The sequence below is a fragment of the Falsiroseomonas bella genome (assembly GCF_003173615.1).
GTDB lineage: Bacteria > Pseudomonadota > Alphaproteobacteria > Acetobacterales > Acetobacteraceae > Falsiroseomonas > Falsiroseomonas bella.
This window is the reverse complement of record NZ_QGNA01000006.1, coordinates 211,228-226,763: the sequence shown is the minus strand read 5'-3', so window position 1 is coordinate 226,763 and position 15,536 is coordinate 211,228. Positions and strand designations below refer to the sequence as shown.

At 70.7% G+C, this 15,536-nt stretch carries 19 protein-coding genes; 5 read left to right on the top strand and 14 right to left on the bottom strand.

From position 1 onward, the window contains the following. Window positions 1-92: 92 nt before the first annotated feature. From DFH01_RS24460 to DFH01_RS24425, 8 genes are read right to left on the bottom strand one after another with little or no spacing between them, the layout of a single operon-like run. The gene (locus DFH01_RS24460; protein ID WP_109873132.1) at window positions 93-656 is read right to left on the bottom strand and encodes a HupE/UreJ family protein; all 564 of its coding nucleotides are present in this window, start codon (window positions 654-656) and stop codon (window positions 93-95) included. Beyond that, window positions 656-1,339: an urease accessory protein UreG gene (gene ureG, locus DFH01_RS24455; RefSeq protein WP_109873131.1), complete on the bottom strand. Its 684-nt coding sequence runs from the start codon at window positions 1,337-1,339 to the stop codon at window positions 656-658. The genes DFH01_RS24460 and ureG overlap by 1 nt, the downstream gene beginning before the upstream one ends. Beyond that, window positions 1,336-1,992: an urease accessory protein UreF gene (locus DFH01_RS24450; protein WP_332903298.1), complete on the bottom strand. Its 657-nt coding sequence runs from the start codon at window positions 1,990-1,992 to the stop codon at window positions 1,336-1,338. Before DFH01_RS24450 ends, ureG begins: the two co-directional genes overlap by 4 nt. A 19-nt stretch (window positions 1,993-2,011) precedes the next feature. Then, window positions 2,012-2,569 (bottom strand): urease accessory protein UreE, encoded by a 558-nt coding sequence (locus tag DFH01_RS24445; protein ID WP_109873129.1) that lies wholly within the window; start codon window positions 2,567-2,569, stop codon window positions 2,012-2,014. 8 nt (window positions 2,570-2,577) lie between these two features. Then, entirely contained in the window at window positions 2,578-4,290 is a 1,713-nt protein-coding gene (gene ureC / locus DFH01_RS24440) for an urease subunit alpha (protein WP_109873128.1), read from the bottom strand. Next, entirely contained in the window at window positions 4,290-4,595 is a 306-nt protein-coding gene (locus tag DFH01_RS24435; protein WP_109873227.1) for an urease subunit beta, read from the bottom strand. Before DFH01_RS24435 ends, ureC begins: the two co-directional genes overlap by 1 nt. 8 nt (window positions 4,596-4,603) lie before the next feature. After that, complete coding sequence (locus tag DFH01_RS24430) at window positions 4,604-4,906, bottom strand: urease subunit gamma (RefSeq protein ID WP_109873226.1); 303 nt, start codon at window positions 4,904-4,906, stop codon at window positions 4,604-4,606. 43 nt (window positions 4,907-4,949) lie between these two features. Then, a complete protein-coding gene (locus DFH01_RS24425; RefSeq protein ID WP_109873127.1) occupies window positions 4,950-5,726 on the bottom strand; it encodes an urease accessory protein UreD in 777 nt (258 codons plus the stop codon). Between the two features lie 332 nt (window positions 5,727-6,058). On the opposite strand from DFH01_RS24425, the gene urtA reads away from it, so the two are divergent. Genes urtA through urtE form a run of 5 tightly spaced genes read left to right on the top strand, consistent with a single transcriptional unit; the run spans window position 6,059 to window position 11,452 of the window. Continuing rightward, the gene (gene urtA / locus DFH01_RS24420; protein WP_109873126.1) at window positions 6,059-7,303 is read left to right on the top strand and encodes an urea ABC transporter substrate-binding protein; all 1,245 of its coding nucleotides are present in this window, start codon (window positions 6,059-6,061) and stop codon (window positions 7,301-7,303) included. 41 nt (window positions 7,304-7,344) lie between these two features. After that, on the top strand, window positions 7,345-8,916 hold the full coding sequence (gene urtB, locus DFH01_RS24415) for an urea ABC transporter permease subunit UrtB (protein ID WP_109873125.1): 1,572 nt from the start codon (window positions 7,345-7,347) through the stop codon (window positions 8,914-8,916). Next, on the top strand, window positions 8,913-10,019 hold the full coding sequence (gene urtC, locus DFH01_RS24410) for an urea ABC transporter permease subunit UrtC (RefSeq protein WP_109873124.1): 1,107 nt from the start codon (window positions 8,913-8,915) through the stop codon (window positions 10,017-10,019). Before urtB ends, urtC begins: the two co-directional genes overlap by 4 nt. Continuing rightward, window positions 10,016-10,753: an urea ABC transporter ATP-binding protein UrtD gene (urtD, locus tag DFH01_RS24405; RefSeq protein WP_109873123.1), complete on the top strand. Its 738-nt coding sequence runs from the start codon at window positions 10,016-10,018 to the stop codon at window positions 10,751-10,753. The genes urtC and urtD overlap by 4 nt, the downstream gene beginning before the upstream one ends. A 3-nt stretch (window positions 10,754-10,756) precedes the next feature. Next, window positions 10,757-11,452, top strand: a complete 696-nt coding sequence (urtE, locus tag DFH01_RS24400) for an urea ABC transporter ATP-binding subunit UrtE (protein WP_109873122.1) — start codon at window positions 10,757-10,759, stop codon at window positions 11,450-11,452. Here the strand turns inward: urtE and DFH01_RS24395 are convergent. Genes DFH01_RS24395 through DFH01_RS24370 form a run of 6 tightly spaced genes read right to left on the bottom strand, consistent with a single transcriptional unit; the run spans window position 11,442 to window position 15,531 of the window. Then, a complete protein-coding gene (locus DFH01_RS24395) occupies window positions 11,442-12,296 on the bottom strand; it encodes a metallophosphoesterase family protein (protein ID WP_109873121.1) in 855 nt (284 codons plus the stop codon). The two genes, urtE and DFH01_RS24395, sit on opposite strands and share 11 nt — an antisense overlap. Next, window positions 12,278-12,928 carry a phosphonate ABC transporter ATP-binding protein gene (locus DFH01_RS24390; protein ID WP_109873225.1) on the bottom strand — a complete coding sequence of 217 codons (651 nt, stop codon included), beginning with the start codon at window positions 12,926-12,928 and terminating at the stop codon, window positions 12,278-12,280. The genes DFH01_RS24395 and DFH01_RS24390 overlap by 19 nt, the downstream gene beginning before the upstream one ends. Next, window positions 12,928-13,674 carry a phosphonate ABC transporter, permease protein PhnE gene (gene phnE / locus DFH01_RS24385; RefSeq protein ID WP_109873120.1) on the bottom strand — a complete coding sequence of 249 codons (747 nt, stop codon included), beginning with the start codon at window positions 13,672-13,674 and terminating at the stop codon, window positions 12,928-12,930. Before phnE ends, DFH01_RS24390 begins: the two co-directional genes overlap by 1 nt. After that, the gene (locus tag DFH01_RS24380) at window positions 13,674-14,543 is read right to left on the bottom strand and encodes a phosphate/phosphite/phosphonate ABC transporter substrate-binding protein (RefSeq protein WP_109873119.1); all 870 of its coding nucleotides are present in this window, start codon (window positions 14,541-14,543) and stop codon (window positions 13,674-13,676) included. Before DFH01_RS24380 ends, phnE begins: the two co-directional genes overlap by 1 nt. Next, entirely contained in the window at window positions 14,540-15,211 is a 672-nt protein-coding gene (locus DFH01_RS24375) for a DUF547 domain-containing protein (RefSeq protein WP_146217139.1), read from the bottom strand. The genes DFH01_RS24380 and DFH01_RS24375 overlap by 4 nt, the downstream gene beginning before the upstream one ends. Continuing rightward, on the bottom strand, window positions 15,208-15,531 hold the full coding sequence (locus DFH01_RS24370) for a hypothetical protein (RefSeq protein ID WP_109873117.1): 324 nt from the start codon (window positions 15,529-15,531) through the stop codon (window positions 15,208-15,210). The genes DFH01_RS24375 and DFH01_RS24370 overlap by 4 nt, the downstream gene beginning before the upstream one ends. Between the last annotated feature and the right edge of the window lie 5 nt (window positions 15,532-15,536).

Sequence of the window (15,536 nt, the reverse complement as noted above, 5' to 3'; positions counted from 1 at the left end):
AGCGGCGTGCCGGTTACATCTCACGCATGAAGGCGATTTTGGGGCAACAGGATGCGCGGCCTTCACGCCTTGGCGCGAAAGCCGCGCGTGCTTCAGGCGAGCATCAGCGCAATGCCCGCCGCGGCCCCGACCGCGCCGGCGAGGCGCGGCACAAGCATCGAACCGACCCCGCCCGCAACGCGACCTGCCAGCAGGCCAGCGCCATGCAACGCCGCGGTCGCCAGCAGGAAGCCGATGGCGTTGCCGAGCGCGCTGCCGACCATCTCGGTCCCATGCGCATGGCCATGCAGCAGGCCGAAGCCTGCGCCGACGGCGACCGCAACGACGAGCGGCACGCGCGCCAGGATTGCCACCAGGCCGCCGAGCACGACCATCGAGGCCAGGATGCCGGGCTCCACCAGCGGGATCGCCACGCCGGCCATGCCGAGCCCGCCGCCTGCCGTCATGCCGACCAGGAAGCCGAGAGGCAGCAGCAGCGGCGCGCGGCCGCCGAGCACCGAGGCCCACAGGCCGACGGCGACCATGGCGACGACATGATCCAGCCCGCCGAAAGGATGCATCAGGCCGGAAGCGAAGCCGCCCGCGCCATGCACGCCGGGATGGGCCAGCGCCGGCAGCGGCAGCAGCAGCGCCGCCAGGAAGACGGCCGCGCGCATCACGCCGCCTTGCGGGACGTCAGCCCGCCCGCCTTGAGGATGAAGGATGCAATCTCGGCCACGCCCCGGTTCTCCTTGAGGTTTGTGAACATGAAGGGCCGCTGCCCGCGCATCTTCCGCGCGTCGCGGTCCATGACGCCGAGATCCGCGCCGACCAGCGGCGCCAGATCCGTCTTGTTGATGACCAGCAGGTCCGAGCGCGTGATGCCCGGCCCGCCCTTGCGCGGGATCTTGTCGCCCGCGCTCACATCGATGACGTAGATCGTCAGGTCCGCGAGCTCGGGGCTGAAGGTGGCCGCGAGGTTGTCGCCGCCGCTCTCGATGAACAGGATCTCGAGCTGCGGGAAGCGCTGCGACATCTCCGCGACGGCGGCGAGGTTGATGGACGCGTCCTCTCGGATCGCCGTGTGGGGGCAACCGCCGGTCTCGACGCCCATGATCCGTTCGGGCGCGAGCGCGCCGGAGCGCGTGAGGAATTCCGCGTCTTCCTTGGTGTAGATGTCGTTGGTGATGGCGGCGACCTCGTTGCCGTCGCGCATGAATTTGCACAGCCGGTCCACCAGCGCGGTCTTGCCGGAGCCGACGGGACCGCCGACGCCGACGCGGAAGGGTCCATTCGTCGGATGGCCGGAGCGCACGTCGTGCGCGGAGGTCTGAATCCGACGATCGGATGATCCACTCATGATCTGAACAGCCTCGTGTATTGCGTCTCGTGACGCATGGAGAAGAGGTCGATGGCGAGCGCGGCGCTGCCGAGCACATCCGCGTCCTCGACCGCAAGCGCCGCCTCGGTCGCCTCGGCGATGGCGGGCAGCAGCGCCGCGGTCGCGATCTGCCCGTCGGTCTGGCCGAGCGGCACCAGGCGAACGCCAGCCGAGACGACGTTGGCGGCGAAGGCGTTGAGCCAGCCGAAGCAGGCGGTGCGCAACGGCACGCCGTGCCAGGCGGCGGCTGCACCGAAGGCCACAGCATGCGTCAGCCGGCCGGGGTGGCGCGCGGCGAAGGCGGCGAAGCGCGGCTCCGGCCAGGCGGCGAGGGTGACGGAGGCGAAGGCGGCGCCGGGCTGCATCGCTTCCAGCGCCAGTTCCGCGGTACCGCGCCAGGCCGCGCCGAGTTCCACGATCTCGTCCAGCGCCGCGTCGGCGCCGGCCTCCGCCGCGCGCCAGGCCAGCGCGAGCAGGCCCGCATCCACCGCGCCGGCGCCGCGCAACAGCGCGGCCTCCACATAGGCGACCAGCTCGTGCCGCCGCGTGACGGCGCCTTCCTCGACCGCCGTCTCAAGCCCGTGGCTGTAGGAGAAGGCGCCGACCGGATAGGCCGGCGACAGCCACACCATCAGCCGCGCGAGCGCGGCATCAGTGGTGGTGGTCGTGGTCGCAGCCATCGTGATGGTGATGGTGATCGTGCCCGTGGTCGTGATGATGATCGTGGTGGTGATGCCCGTGCGGGTGGCCGGGCGCGCGGTTGTGCTCGCCATAGGCGCCGCCCTCGGGATTGAAGGGCGCATCCACCGTGCGCACCGTCGCGCCCAGGCCTTCCAGCATGCGCAGGATCACGTGGTCGTGGCGGATCAGGATATGCGTCCCCGCGATCTCGGCCGGCAGGTGCCGGTTTCCGAGATGCCAGGCGAGGCGCAGCAGATGCTGTGGGTCGCTGGCCGTCACCTCCACCAGCGGCTCCGGCGCGGCCTTCACGCGGACATAGCCGCCGGAGGCGAGCGCAAGGCCGTCGCCCTCGCGCAGCACCTGCGCCTCCGGCAGGTCGAGCAGGAAGGCGAGGCCGCCTTCGCCCGTGTAGAGCTTGCGGCGGCGGAAGCGATCGTCGAAATCCACCGTGACGGTGTCGCGCATCTCCGTCTCGGGCCAGGCGCCGGCGGCCGCAACGGCCGTGGCACGGGGAATGCTTTCCTCCATCGTGCTCCTCAGAACAGGAAGTAGCGCTGCGCCAGCGGCAGCACCTTGGCGGGCTCGCAGACGAGCAACTGGCCGTCCGCGCGCACCTCATAGGTCTCCGGGTCCACCTCGATCTTCGGCAGTGCGCTGTTCAGGACCATGTCCTTCTTGCCCAGCCCGCCGCGCGTGCCGCCGACCGGCAGCAAGGGCCGCGTCAGGCCGAGGTCCTGCGCAATGCCGGCCTCATGCGCGGCCTGGCTGACGAAGGTGACCGAGCTCAGCAGGCCGGCGCGGCCGAAAGCACCGAACATCGGGCGATAATGCACCGGCTGCGGGGTGGGAATGGAGGCGTTGGGATCGCCCATCGGGACCATGGCGATGGTGCCGCACTTGATCACGTAGTCCGGCTTGGCGCCGAAGAAGGCGGGCGACCACAACACCAGGTCGGCCAGCTTGCCGATCTCCACGCTGCCGACATGCAGCGCGATGCCCTGCGCCAGCGCGGGGTTGATGGTGTATTTCGCGATGTAGCGCCGCACGCGGAGATTGTCGTTCTCGCCCGTCTCCTCCGGCAGGCGCCCGCGCTGCACCTTCATCTTGTGCGCGGTCTGCCAGGTGCGGGTGATCACCTCGCCGACGCGGCCCATCGCCTGGCTGTCGGAGGACATCATGCTGATCGCGCCGATGTCGTGCAGGATGTCCTCCGCCGCGATGGTCTCCTTGCGGATGCGGCTTTCGGCGAAGGCAATGTCCTCCGGGATGCGCGGGTCGAGGTGATGGCACACCATCAGCATGTCGAGATGCTCGTCCACCGTGTTCACGGTGTAGGGCATCGTCGGATTGGTGGATGACGGAAGGAAATTCGGCTCGCCAACCACGCGCAGGATGTCCGGCGCATGGCCGCCGCCAGCGCCTTCCGTGTGGAAGGCCTGGATGGTGCGCCCGCCGACCGCCGCGATGGTGCTGTCCACGAAGCCGCTCTCGTTCAGCGTGTCCGTGTGGATCGCCACCTGGATGTCGAAGCGGTCCGCGACGTCGAGGCAGGTGTCGATCGCCTTCGGCGTGGTGCCCCAGTCCTCGTGCAGCTTCAGGCCGCAGGCGCCGCCGCGGATCTGTTCTTCCAGCGCATCCGGTAGCGCCGCATTGCCCTTGCCGAGGAAGCCGAGGTTCATCGGGAAGGCTTCCGCGGCCTGCAGCATGCGCGCGATGTGCCAGGGGCCCGGCGTGCAGGTGGTGGCGAGCGTGCCATGCGCGGGGCCGGTGCCGCCGCCGAACATCGTGGTGATGCCCGACGCCAGAGCGTCCTCGATCTGCTGCGGGCAGATGAAATGGATATGCGGGTCGATGCCGCCCGCCGTCAGGATGCGGCCCTCGCCCGCGATGATCTCGGTGCCCGGGCCGATGACGATCGTCACGCCCGGCTGCGTGTCAGGATTGCCGGCCTTCCCGATGGCGGCGATGCGGCCGTCCTTCAGCCCGACATCGGCCTTGTAGATGCCGGTGTGGTCCACGATCAGCGCATTGGTGATCACCGTGTCCATGGCGCCGGCGGCGCGCGTGACCTGCGACTGGCCCATGCCGTCGCGGATCACCTTGCCGCCGCCGAACTTCACCTCCTCGCCATAGGTGGTGAGGTCGCGCTCCACTTCGATGATCAGGTCGGTGTCGGCCAGGCGCAGGCGGTCGCCGGTGGTAGGGCCATACATGCCGGCATAGGCGCGGCGGGAAATGCGGGCGGGCATCAGACCTTCCCTTCCGTCTCGCCGCGGAAGCCGTGCACGATGCGCGCGCCGGCGAAGGGCACGAGGCGCACGGTGCGCGTCTGCCCCGGCTCGAAACGCACCGCCGTGCCGGCCGCGATGTCGAGGCGCTGGCCGCGCGCCACCGCACGATCGAAGGCCAGCGCCGGGTTCGTCTCGGCGAAGTGGTAATGGCTGCCGACCTGCACCGGGCGGTCGCCGGTGTTGGCGACCTCTAGCTCCGTCACGGGCCGCCCGGCATTCAGCTCGATCTCGCCGTCGGCGGGGAACAGCTCGCCCGGGATCATCGGCGCGCTCATCGGATCGGCTCGTGGACCGTGACGAGCTTCGTGCCGTCCGGGAAGGTGGCTTCCACCTGGATCTCGTGGATCATCTCGGCCACGCCCTCCATCACCTGCGCGCGGGTGATCACCTTCGCACCCTCCCGCATCAGCTCTGCGACGCTGCGCCCGTCGCGCGCGCCTTCCACCACGAAGTCGGTGATCAGCGCCACGGCTTCCGGGTGATTCAGCTTCACGCCGCGTTCCAGGCGGCGGCGCGCGACCATCGCGGCCATCGCGACCAGGAGCTTGTCCTTCTCCCGCGGGGTCAGGTTCATCGCGTGCCCTCGATCGTTCCGCGCCAGCATGGCGCAGGAGGCCTCATGTGCGCCAGAGCCTCGGCAGCCTCGGCGGGTGACCGAGAGCGGCGGTGCGCAGGCGGCAGATCGCGGCGCCGAGCGCGTTGCGCACCGCCCCCGCCTCGCCGAGCCAGCGTGCGACCAGCAGGCCGGGCGCGACGAGGCTTGCGGCGCCGTCCGCGCAGTCGCGCGCAAGCTCGCGATGCGCGGCGGCATCGGGCGCCGCCAGCAGCAGCGTCGCCGCGGCATTCGCGCCGGCAAGCGCGAAGCGGTCCGCCGCGTCGCGGAACGGATCGGCGAGGCGCAGCGCATCGGCCCAGATCAGGCGCCCGCCGCGCCGCACGCGCCAGGCATCCAGCACCGACCCGCCCGAGACCTGCTCGCCATGCGCGGCGCGGCCGAGCACCAGCAGTTCCGCGGCAAGCAGACGGGATTCCGCCTCCAGATCCAGCGTCAGCCGGCGATCGAGGCGCGCCTGGTCGAACAAGATCGTCTCCTGCGGCAACCATTCGCAGGTCGCGCCGGCGGCGACCTGCACCTGCGTGCGGATGACGGTGGACGGGCCGAGGCTGCGATACAGCTTCTCCGCGGCCGGCGTGGTGGCCGTGAAGGCGGCCCCGGCTTCCACGTGCAGCGCGATCTCGAGGCTGTCGCCGCCCGCCAGGCCGCCGGCGACGTTCACCAGCGCGCCGGGCTTCGGCTCGTCGGCCTCCACATCCGGGAACAGCCAGCGCAGCGGCGCCGCCTGGAAGAGATCGGCGATGCGCGTGCCGCCGGATGTGGCCGCCACATGCAGCATGGCGCGGCCATGGGCGCGCTGATGGGCTGGCGGGGACGGAACGTCGCGCGGCATCGGCGGAAGCCTTGCACGATGCGCGCCGGCTGAGAACCGCGCAGCATCAGGGCCGCGAAGATGACGAGCCGACCATGTGCACGGGAATGCGGCAGGGAGCGCGGCCACGCAGGCAACCAGCGCCCGTTACGCAGGCATAACCTGCGCGGATGAGCGAAAACGGGGCCTGAAGCGGGCCATCCCATCTGGCACGCAATTCGCTGCACAGCCTTTTGGCGGGTGCGGGCGCCCTACGAGACGCCGCGGCCAGGCCATGCCCGAGAGGAGGCACGATTCGGATGACCCGATCCTTCACGCTGACGCGCCGCGCGGCTCTTGCCGGCTTCGCCGGCGCCCTGGCTGCGCCAGGAATCAAGCCATCCATGGCGCAGGCTGCACCGATCAAAGTCGGCGTGCTGCATTCGCTGTCGGGCACGATGGCGATCTCCGAGACAGCGCTGCGCGACACCGTGCTGATGATGGTGGAGCACCAGAACAGCAAGGGCGGCCTGCTGGGCCGGCGCCTGGAAGCGGTGGTGGTGGACCCGGCTTCCAACTGGCCGCTGTTTGCCGAGAAGGCGCGCGAGTTGCTGCAGGTGCACCGCGTGGACGTCACCTTTGGCTGCTGGACCTCGGTCTCGCGGAAGTCCGTCCTGCCGGTCTTCGAGGAGCTGAACGGCATGCTCTTCTACCCCGTCCAGTACGAGGGCGAGGAGGAGAGCAAGAACATCTTCTACACCGGCGCCGCGCCGAACCAGCAGGCGATCCCGGCGGTGGAATACCTGATGTCCGATGACGGCGGCGGCGCGAAACGCATCGCTCTGCTCGGGACCGACTATGTCTATCCGCGCACCACCAACCGCATCCTGCGCGGCTTCCTGAACTCCAAGGGCATCGGCAATGCCGACATCATGGAGGAATATACCCCCTTCGGGCACAGCGACTGGCAGGGCATCGTCGCCCGCGTGAAGCGCTTCGCATCCGAGGGCAAGAAGACCGCGATCGTCTCCACCATCAACGGCGACGCCAACGTCCCGTTCTATCGCGAGCTCGGCAACCAGGGCATCAAGGCCGAGGACATTCCCTGCGTCGCCTTCAGCGTGGGCGAGGAGGAACTGGCCGGCATCGACACGCGACCGCTGGTCGGTCACCTGGCGGCGTGGAACTACTTCATGTCGGTGCAGTCGCCGGCGAACACCGAGTTCCTCAACCTCTGGCGCGCCTACATCAAGAACCCACGCCGCGTGACGAACGACCCGATGGAGGCCACCTACACCGGCTTCAACATGTGGGCGCAGGCCGTCACACAGGCCCGCACGACGGCGGTGGACGCGGTGCGCCCGGCCGTCATCGGCCAGAAGTTCGCGGCGCCCGCCGGCTACACCGAGGAGATGCTGCCGAACCACCACCTGTCGAAGCCGGTGATGATCGGCGAGATCCAGGCGGACGGCCAGTTCAACATCGTCTGGAAGACGCCGAACGCGGTGCCGGCCGAGAACTGGTCGCAGTTCATCCCCGAGAACGCCAACCGCCGCCGCGGCTGAGCGGTGCGGGCGGGGCCCCTGCCCCGCCCGCCATCCGGCGCATGAAGCGAATTCTCCTTCTTCTTCTGCTGCTCGCGCTGGCGCTGCCGGCGCGTGCGCAGGATGCGATGATCGAGGCCCTGCCGGGTCTCGGCGGCGGCTTCGGCGCGCAGGCAACGGCTGTGGAGCGTCTGGGCGCGCTGGGCGACCCGCGCGCACTGCCCGTCCTGCGGGCGCTTGCCGACGGGCGGCTGCTGCGCGGTGCCGATGGCGGGCTGCTGATCCGCGAGGGCGACCAGCTGCTCGACGCCGCGACCGGCGCGGCGGTGCCACGGCCCGAGGCGGAGCCCGCGCGCATCAACATCAACAATCGCGTGCGCGTCGCCTTGCGCGGCGCGCTCGGGCGTCTGCAGATCGTCTCGCCTGATCCCGCCGAGCGGCTTGCCGCGGCGGAGGGCGTGTTCCGCATGCGAAGCGCGGAGAATCTGCCGCTGCTGGAAGCGGCGCTCACGCGCGAGGCGGTGCCGCGCATCCGGGAGAGGCTGGAACTCGCCCTCGGCGCCTCCCGCCTCGCGTCCGAGGATCTGGAGGCGAAGCGCGCCGGCATCGCGGCACTCGGCGCCTCCGCCTCGCCCGAGGCGCGTGCGGTGCTGCTTGAAGCCCGCGCCGCCAATGCCGCGCTGCTGCCGGAGATCGAGGCGGCGGTGGCGGCGATCGATCGCCGCCTGCAACTGCGCCAGGCGGCGGAGACCCTGTTTCAGGGGCTCTCGCTCGGCTCGGTGCTGCTCTTGGCCGCGCTTGGCCTTGCCGTGACCTTCGGCGTCATGGGCGTGATCAACATGGCGCATGGCGAGTTCGTCATGCTTGGCGCCTACACCACCGTGGTGGTGCAGGACCTCACGCGCGACATTCCCTGGCTCGCGCCCTGGTCGCTGCCGCTCGCCGTGCCCGCGGCCTTCCTCGTCACCGCGCTGATCGGCGCGGCGATGGAACGCGGCCTGATCCGCCATCTCTACGGCCGTCCGCTGGAGACGCTGCTGCTGACCTTCGGCGTCGGCATGATGATCCAGCAGGCGGTGCGCCTGACCTTCGGCGCGCAGAACCGCGAGGTGATCAGCCCGGCCTGGATGCAGGGCACGCTGATGCTGCCGGGCGACATCGCCGTGACGCAGAACCGCCTCTGGATCCTCGCCTTCAGCCTGGTCGTGCTGGCGCTGGTGGTGGCCGCGATCCGCTTCACGCGCTTCGGGCTGGAGATGCGGGCCGTGACGCAGCGGCGCGCCATCGCCTCCTCCATGGGCATCCGCACCGGACGGGTGGATGCGCTGACATTCGCCTTCGGGTCAGGCATCGCCGGCATCGCGGGCGTGGCGCTGAGCCAGATCGACAACGTCTCGCCCAATCTCGGCACCGGCTACATCATCGACAGCTTTCTCGTCGTGGTGTTCGGCGGGGTCGGCAGCCTGGCGGGCACGCTCATCGGCGCGTTCAGCCTCGGCATCATCAACAAGGTTCTGGAGCCCTGGGCCGGCGCGGTGCTGGCCAAGGTCTTCGTGCTGGTCGCCGTGATGATCTTCATCCAGCGCCGGCCGCGCGGCCTGTTCCCGCAGAAGGGACGGGCGGCGGAGGCATGAGCGTCACCGCCCTTCCCGGCGCACGCGCCTCCGGCCTGCGGATCGGACTTCGCGCCGTGCTCATCGGCGCGGTGCTGGTCCTTGCCGCAATGCCGGTGCTGAACCAGCTGCCGCAGGATCATGCGCTGCATGTCTCGGACTTCCTGGTTTCCGTGACGGGCAAGTGGATCTGCTACGCGATCCTCGCCCTCTCGCTCGATCTCGCCTGGGGCTATGCGGGCATCCTCTCGCTCGGCCATGGCGCCTTCTTCGCGCTCGGCGGCTATGCGATGGGGATGCATCTGATGCGGCTGATCGGGCCGCGCGGCGTCTATGGGCATCCGGTGCTGCCGGACTTCATGGTGTTCCTCGGCTACCAGGAGTTGCCCTGGTACTGGCTCGGCTTCGACAGCTTCGCCTTCGCGATGCTGATGGTGCTGCTGGTGCCTGGGCTGGTGGCCTTCGTGCTGGGCTGGCTGTGCTTCCGCAGCCGCATCACCGGCGTCTATCTCTCCATCATCACGCAGGCGATGACCTACGCGCTGATGCTCGCCTTCTTCCGCAACGACATGGGCTTCGGCGGCAACAACGGCTTCACCGACTTCAAGGAGTTGCTGGGCATGCCGCTGTCTACCACTGCGGCGCGCGCCGCGCTGTTCTACGCCTCTCTTGTGGCGCTGGTCGGCTGCTACCTGCTCTGCCGCTGGATCACCGGCACGAAATACGGCCGGGTGCTGACCGCGATCCGCGACGCCGAGAGCCGCGTGCGCTTCCTCGGCTATGGCGTGACGCGGCACAAGCTCTTCGCCTTCGTCCTTTCGGCAATGATGGCGGGCCTGGCCGGCGCGCTCTACGTGCCACAGGTCGGCATCATCAACCCCTCCGAGTTCAGCCCGGGCAACTCGATCGAGGCGGTGGTCTGGGTGGCGGTGGGCGGGCGCGGCACGCTGGTGGGCGCTGTGCTCGGCGCCTTCAGCGTGAACGGCCTGAAGACCTGGCTGACCAGCACGGCGCCCGATCTCTGGCTGTTCGTGCTCGGCGGGCTCTTCGTGCTGGTCACGCTGCTCCTGCCACGCGGGCTGATCGGGCTGGTACAGGGGCGCGGCCAAGGGGGGCCGAAGTGAAGGGACGGCGCCTCTACCTCGATGGCGTCTCGGTCGTCTTCGACGGCTTCCGGGCGCTGAACAATCTGGCGCTGATCGTCGAGCCGGGGGAGTTGCGCGCCGTCATCGGGCCAAACGGCGCAGGCAAGACCACGATGATGGACGTGATCACCGGCAAGACGCGCCCGACGGAAGGCGTGGTCAGCTTCGGTGATGCCGACCTCACGCGGTTGGACGAGGCGGCGATCGCCAATCTCGGCATCGGCCGCAAGTTCCAGAAGCCGACTGTTTTCGATGCGCTGACGGTGTTCGAGAACCTGGAACTCGCCCTGAAGGCGCCGCGCGGGCCGCTACCCTGCCTTCGGTGGGCGCTGACCGGCGAGGCGAAGTCGCGCATCGGGGCGACGCTGCGGGAGATCGGGCTCGAGGAACGCGCGCAGGACCCGGCGGCGATCCTCTCCCACGGGCAGCGGCAATGGCTTGAGATCGGGATGCTGCTGATGCAGGACCCGGACCTGTTGCTGGTGGACGAGCCGGTCGCCGGCATGACGGATGCCGAGACGGAGCACACTGCGCGGCTTCTGGCGGGTATCGCCGGCCGGCGCAGCGTGGTGGTGGTGGAGCACGACCTGGACTTCGTGCGTGCGCTGAACTGCCGCGTGACCGTGCTCGCCGAAGGCAGCCTGCTCTCCGAGGGCTCGATCGACCACGTGCAGAAGGATGAGCGCGTGATCGAAGTCTATCTGGGGCGCTAGGCCGTGCTGAACGTCTCCGACATTGACCTGTTCTATGGCGCCAGCCGCTGCCTGCGCGGTGTCTCGATGGCGGCGGAGCCCGGGCAGGTCACGGCGGTGCTGGGGCGCAACGGGGTCGGTAAGTCCTCGCTGCTGCGCGCGATCATCGGGCTGGAGAGTGTGAGATCCGGCACGATCACCTGGGAGGGCCACGACATCACGCAGCTCGCGCCGTCCGAGCGCGCGCGGGCCGGCATCGGCTACGTCCCGCAGGGGCGCGAGATCTTTCCCTTCCTGACCGTGCAGGAGAACCTGGAGACCGCGCTGGCCGCGGCGCCGCGCGGCCAGAAGAGCGTGCCGGGCGAGATCTTCGACCTCTTCCCCATCCTGCGACAGTTCCTGCGCCGGCGTGGCGGCGATCTCTCGGGCGGGCAGCAGCAGCAGCTTGCCATCGGGCGCGCGCTCTGCGCCCGGCCGCGGCTGCTGATCCTCGACGAGCCGACCGAGGGCATCCAGCCCTCGGTCATCAAGGACATCGCGCGGGTGATCCGCCACCTGGCACGCGACCGCGGCATGGCGGTGGTGCTGGTCGAGCAGTACTACGACTTCGCGCGCGAACTTGCCGACCGCATTGTGGTGATGGTCCGGGGCGAGGTGGCGATGGCCGGCGCGACCGCGGAACTGGACGAGCCGGCGGTGCGACGGCTTCTCACGGTGTAGGCCAGTCGAGCGCGACGGGTGCCAACGGGTAGCCGCGCCTCGCGCGCTCTGCCGGTGGCAGCACGTCGCAGGAGGGCCAGATGCCGCTGCCGAGCGCCGCCGCATAGCCTTCCGGCAGCCGCGCCGCGCGCATCGCTGCGGCGGCGGAGGTGTGGTCGTAGTCGAGCGGCAGGATCTCGACGCGCAGGCCCGCCGGCGTCGGCGTCAGCAGGGCGAACCAGACGCGCGGCGTGCCGTCATCGGCCGGCATGCCGATCGCGCCGGCATTGATCCAGACCCCCTCCCCCACGCGCCGCGCGAAGGGAATGCCGCAATGGCCGGCGATCACGCCCGCGCAGCCGGTGGCGGCCATCTCATCCTCCAGCACGGCATCGGGCGTGGAAGCGAAGAGGAAGCGGCTGATGTCGGCGGCGCCGCCATGCAGCACCGCAAGGCGCCTGCCATCCGGCAGGTCGAGCAGGATGCGGCGCGGCAGGCCGGCCATCCAGGCACGATGCGCCGGCGTAACCTGCCGCGCCGCATGGGCATACCAGGCGCGTGAGAGCAGGTCGCATTGCGTGCCTTCCTCGAAGCCGCAACCGCAATCCGACTCGCCGGACGCCAGGTTCTCCTCGCAATTGCCGGCCAGCACGGCAATTCCGCTGCGCATCACCAGGTCGCAGCAGGCGGCCGCATCGGCGCCATAGGCGACGACGTCGCCGGTGCAGAGCATGCGGGCGGGCGCGATGCCGCGCCGCGCCGCCTCGGCCAGCAGCGCCTCTGTCGCCTGCAGGTTCGAATAGGGACCGCCGAAGACCAGCAGCGGGGCGTCCAGCGCGATGCGCGTCACGCGGTTCTCAGGCATCCATCCTCCAGACGCAGCAGGCGGTCGGCGAAGCGGGCGGCCAGATCCGGCTGGTGCAGCGAGACGAGCACCACCAGGCGCTCGCGCCGTGCCAGGTCGCGCAACAGCGCCAGCACGCCCTCGGCCGTCTCCGGGTCAAGGCTCGCCACCGGCTCGTCGGCCAACAGCACGGCGGAACGCTGCAGCAGTGCGCGCGCGATCGCCACCCGCTGGCGCTGACCACCGGACAGCCGATCCCCGCGCCGGCCGCCCAGGCCGACAAGCCCGACCTGCTCCAGGCAGGCTTCCGCCGCCGCGACCTCGGCGCGCGGCCAGAGGCGCAAGGCGGCGCGCCAGAAGCCGATGCGGCCGAGCGCGCCGACCAGCACGTTGTCGCGGGCGGTGAGCCGGCTGGCCAGCGCGTGCTGCTGGAACACCAGCGCCGGCCGGGCGGTGGCGATCACGTCGCCCCTTTCCGCCGGCAGCAGCCCGGCGATGGCGCGCAGGAGCGTGGTCTTGCCCGAGCCGGAGAGGCCGGCGAGCGCGACCACCTCGCCCGGCGCGACATCCAGCGAGACGCCGCGCAGCACCGGCCGTCCACCCAGCGTCACGTCGAGGCCGCGCACCACCAGGCCCGGTCGCGCCTGCAGCATCACAGCAGCCGCCGGCGCAGCGCCGCGGAGATGCGGTCCGCGGCAAGCGTCAACGCCACGATCACGGCCAGGATCGCGAGCACGCGGTTGAAGTCGAGCAGGTCCACGGCGTTCTTCAGCTCCTGCCCGATGCCGCCGGCGCCGACCAGGCCGAGCACGGTGGAGGCGCGGATGTTGAACTCCCAGACATAGAGCGTGGCGGAGGCGGTCTGCGGCAGCGTCTCCGGGAGCAGTACGACTGAGGCGGCCTGGGCGCGGCCCGCGCCTGCGCTGCGCGCGGCCTCCATCGGCGCGGGGTCCGCGGCCTCCCAGGCTTCGGACCAGAGCTTGCCGAGACTGCCCGCGGAGTGCAGCGCCACGCCGAGCATCCCGGCGAAGGGGCCGAGGCCGACGGCGGCGACGAAGATCAGCGCGAAGACGAAGCCGTCCACGCCGCGCAGCGCATCCAGAAGCGTGCGCACCGGATGATAGAGCGGCATCCAGGGGCAGGACGGGCGCGCGGCGAGCAGCGCAAGCGGCAACGCCAGGAAGGCGGCGACGGTGGTCCCGAGCGTCGCCAGCGCCACCGTCTCCGCCGCGCGCTGCGCGATGTCCCCGAAGCCGGAGAAATCCAGCGGAAATCCGCCGGCGATCCAACCGGCGAGGCGTGGCAGCCCGGCCCAGAGCCGCGCGAGGTCGGGCTGCACAACCCAGATGCAGGCCGCCTGCACCGCAACGAAACAGGCGATCCAGGCGGCGCGGCGCATCAGCTCTGCGAAAGCCGCCCGAGCGCGCGGCCGGCGGCCTCAATCGGCGCGTAGGTCTCGGCCGTCGCGGCGACCCAGCCGGTGTAGTTGGGCGGCATCACCTGCGCCGCCGTCGCCGCATGAATGGCCAGCGCCGCCTGGGACAGCGCGGCCTTCAGCCCGGGGTCGAGCTCGCGCCGGGCGGCCAGCGCGTCGTTCGGCAAGGGGGCGCTGCGCCAGACGACCTTCACCTGGTCCTCCCGCACGCGGCCCGCGGCGATCATGGCAGCAAGGTTGCGGTCGAAGTCCGTGGCGAGGTCCACCTGCCCGGACGCGACGGAGATGACGTTGGCCGCATGGCTGGCGCCGTCGCGATAGCGGAAGGAGCTGCGCGGATCGATGCCCTGCGTCATGAACCAGTGATGTGGGATCAGCCAGCCGCTGGTCGAGCCGGCATCGGCGAAGGAGATGCTCATGCCCCGCGCATCTTGCGGGAAGCGGGCGATAGTCAGCTCGGGGCGCGCGAGGATGATGGCATGGTAGGTCGGGCGGCCCTGGTAGAGCACGGTCGCCGTCGCCTCCGCCCCCGCGCGCGCCTTGGCCAGCACATAGCCCCAGGGGCCCATCCAGGCGCAATCCGCCTGGCCGCTGCCGAGCGCGACGGCGATGCCGGCCCAGTCGGTGGTGACGGCCAGCTCATGCGGCCGCCCGACCGCCTGGGCAAGGTGGGCGAAGAAGGGCGCGAAGGCGCGGCGGGTGTCGCCCGCGGTCGGCTGGAAGGGCCCGACCGCGAAGCGGATCGGGGCGCCCTGGGCCAGCGCCGGGCGCGCCAGCAACGGCACGGCGAGCGCGACATGGAGGATGGAGCGGCGATTCATCAGGGTCCTCATGCGGCGGTGGATCCGTCGTTCAGCGCCCAGTCATAGGCGTTCTCGGCGATCGCTGGTGTCCCGGCAGCAAGGCGGGCGGCGAGCGCAGCCGTGGCGTGGCGGCGCAGATGCGTGACGACGCCCGCATCGCTGCCGCCGAAATCCTCGCGGAACCAGGCATAGAGGGAGGAGACGCGCAGCCTGCCATCGGCCAGTACGGTCGCGCCGCGCGGATGGTTCACGAAGGCGGCGGCGGCGGCATCCAGCTCGCGCTCCAGCGTCGCGGCGCGCCAGGCGCGCGGCCACAGGTTCGGGCAGCCGATGGATGCGCAGTTCACCGCGTAGTGGACGCGCGGATCGCGGAAGGTCGGGCGCATGATCTCGTGCTCGATGTCGTCGAGCGAGAGCGGGCGTCCCTCGACCGTGACCAGGCGCGTGCGCCAGGGCCCGATGAACTGGCGCGGGTCGAGCCCGACGCCGGTCGATCGGATGTCGCGGATCGAGCGCACCGGATAGCGCTGCAGCACCACCTTCAGGGTCAGCGCGTTGTAGAGGTTGGCCCAGTGCGCGAAGGCTACGGCGCGCGGCATCGCCGATGGCGTGCGCGCGGCCGCCTGCGCGATCCAGCCATCCAGCACCGCGAGGTCGGGCCCGCTGGCCTTCCAGGCGGCATAGCGCAGGCGCGTCACGCCATCGGCATGATCGCGCACGTAGCGGCCAAGCAGCGCATCCAGCGCCGCATCGGGATCGGCGGCGGCGTGCCGCGGAGCGTCAGGAACAGCGCCCCGGGGAAGGAGAAGGCGACCGCCGCGGCATAGATGCCGACATAGGCCAGCGCGGCGAGTGCGAAATGCGCCGCGACGAAGTCCGACAGCGCCTCCCGGTTACGAGCGAGCGTATCGAGCGAAAGGACCTCGCCGAGGCCGCTGGCGCGCGCGACCAGCAGAAACGCGACCGCTCCGGCGGCGATCCAGAGCCGGCGATCCGCCAGCAGCTTGCGGAAGTTCATCGGCA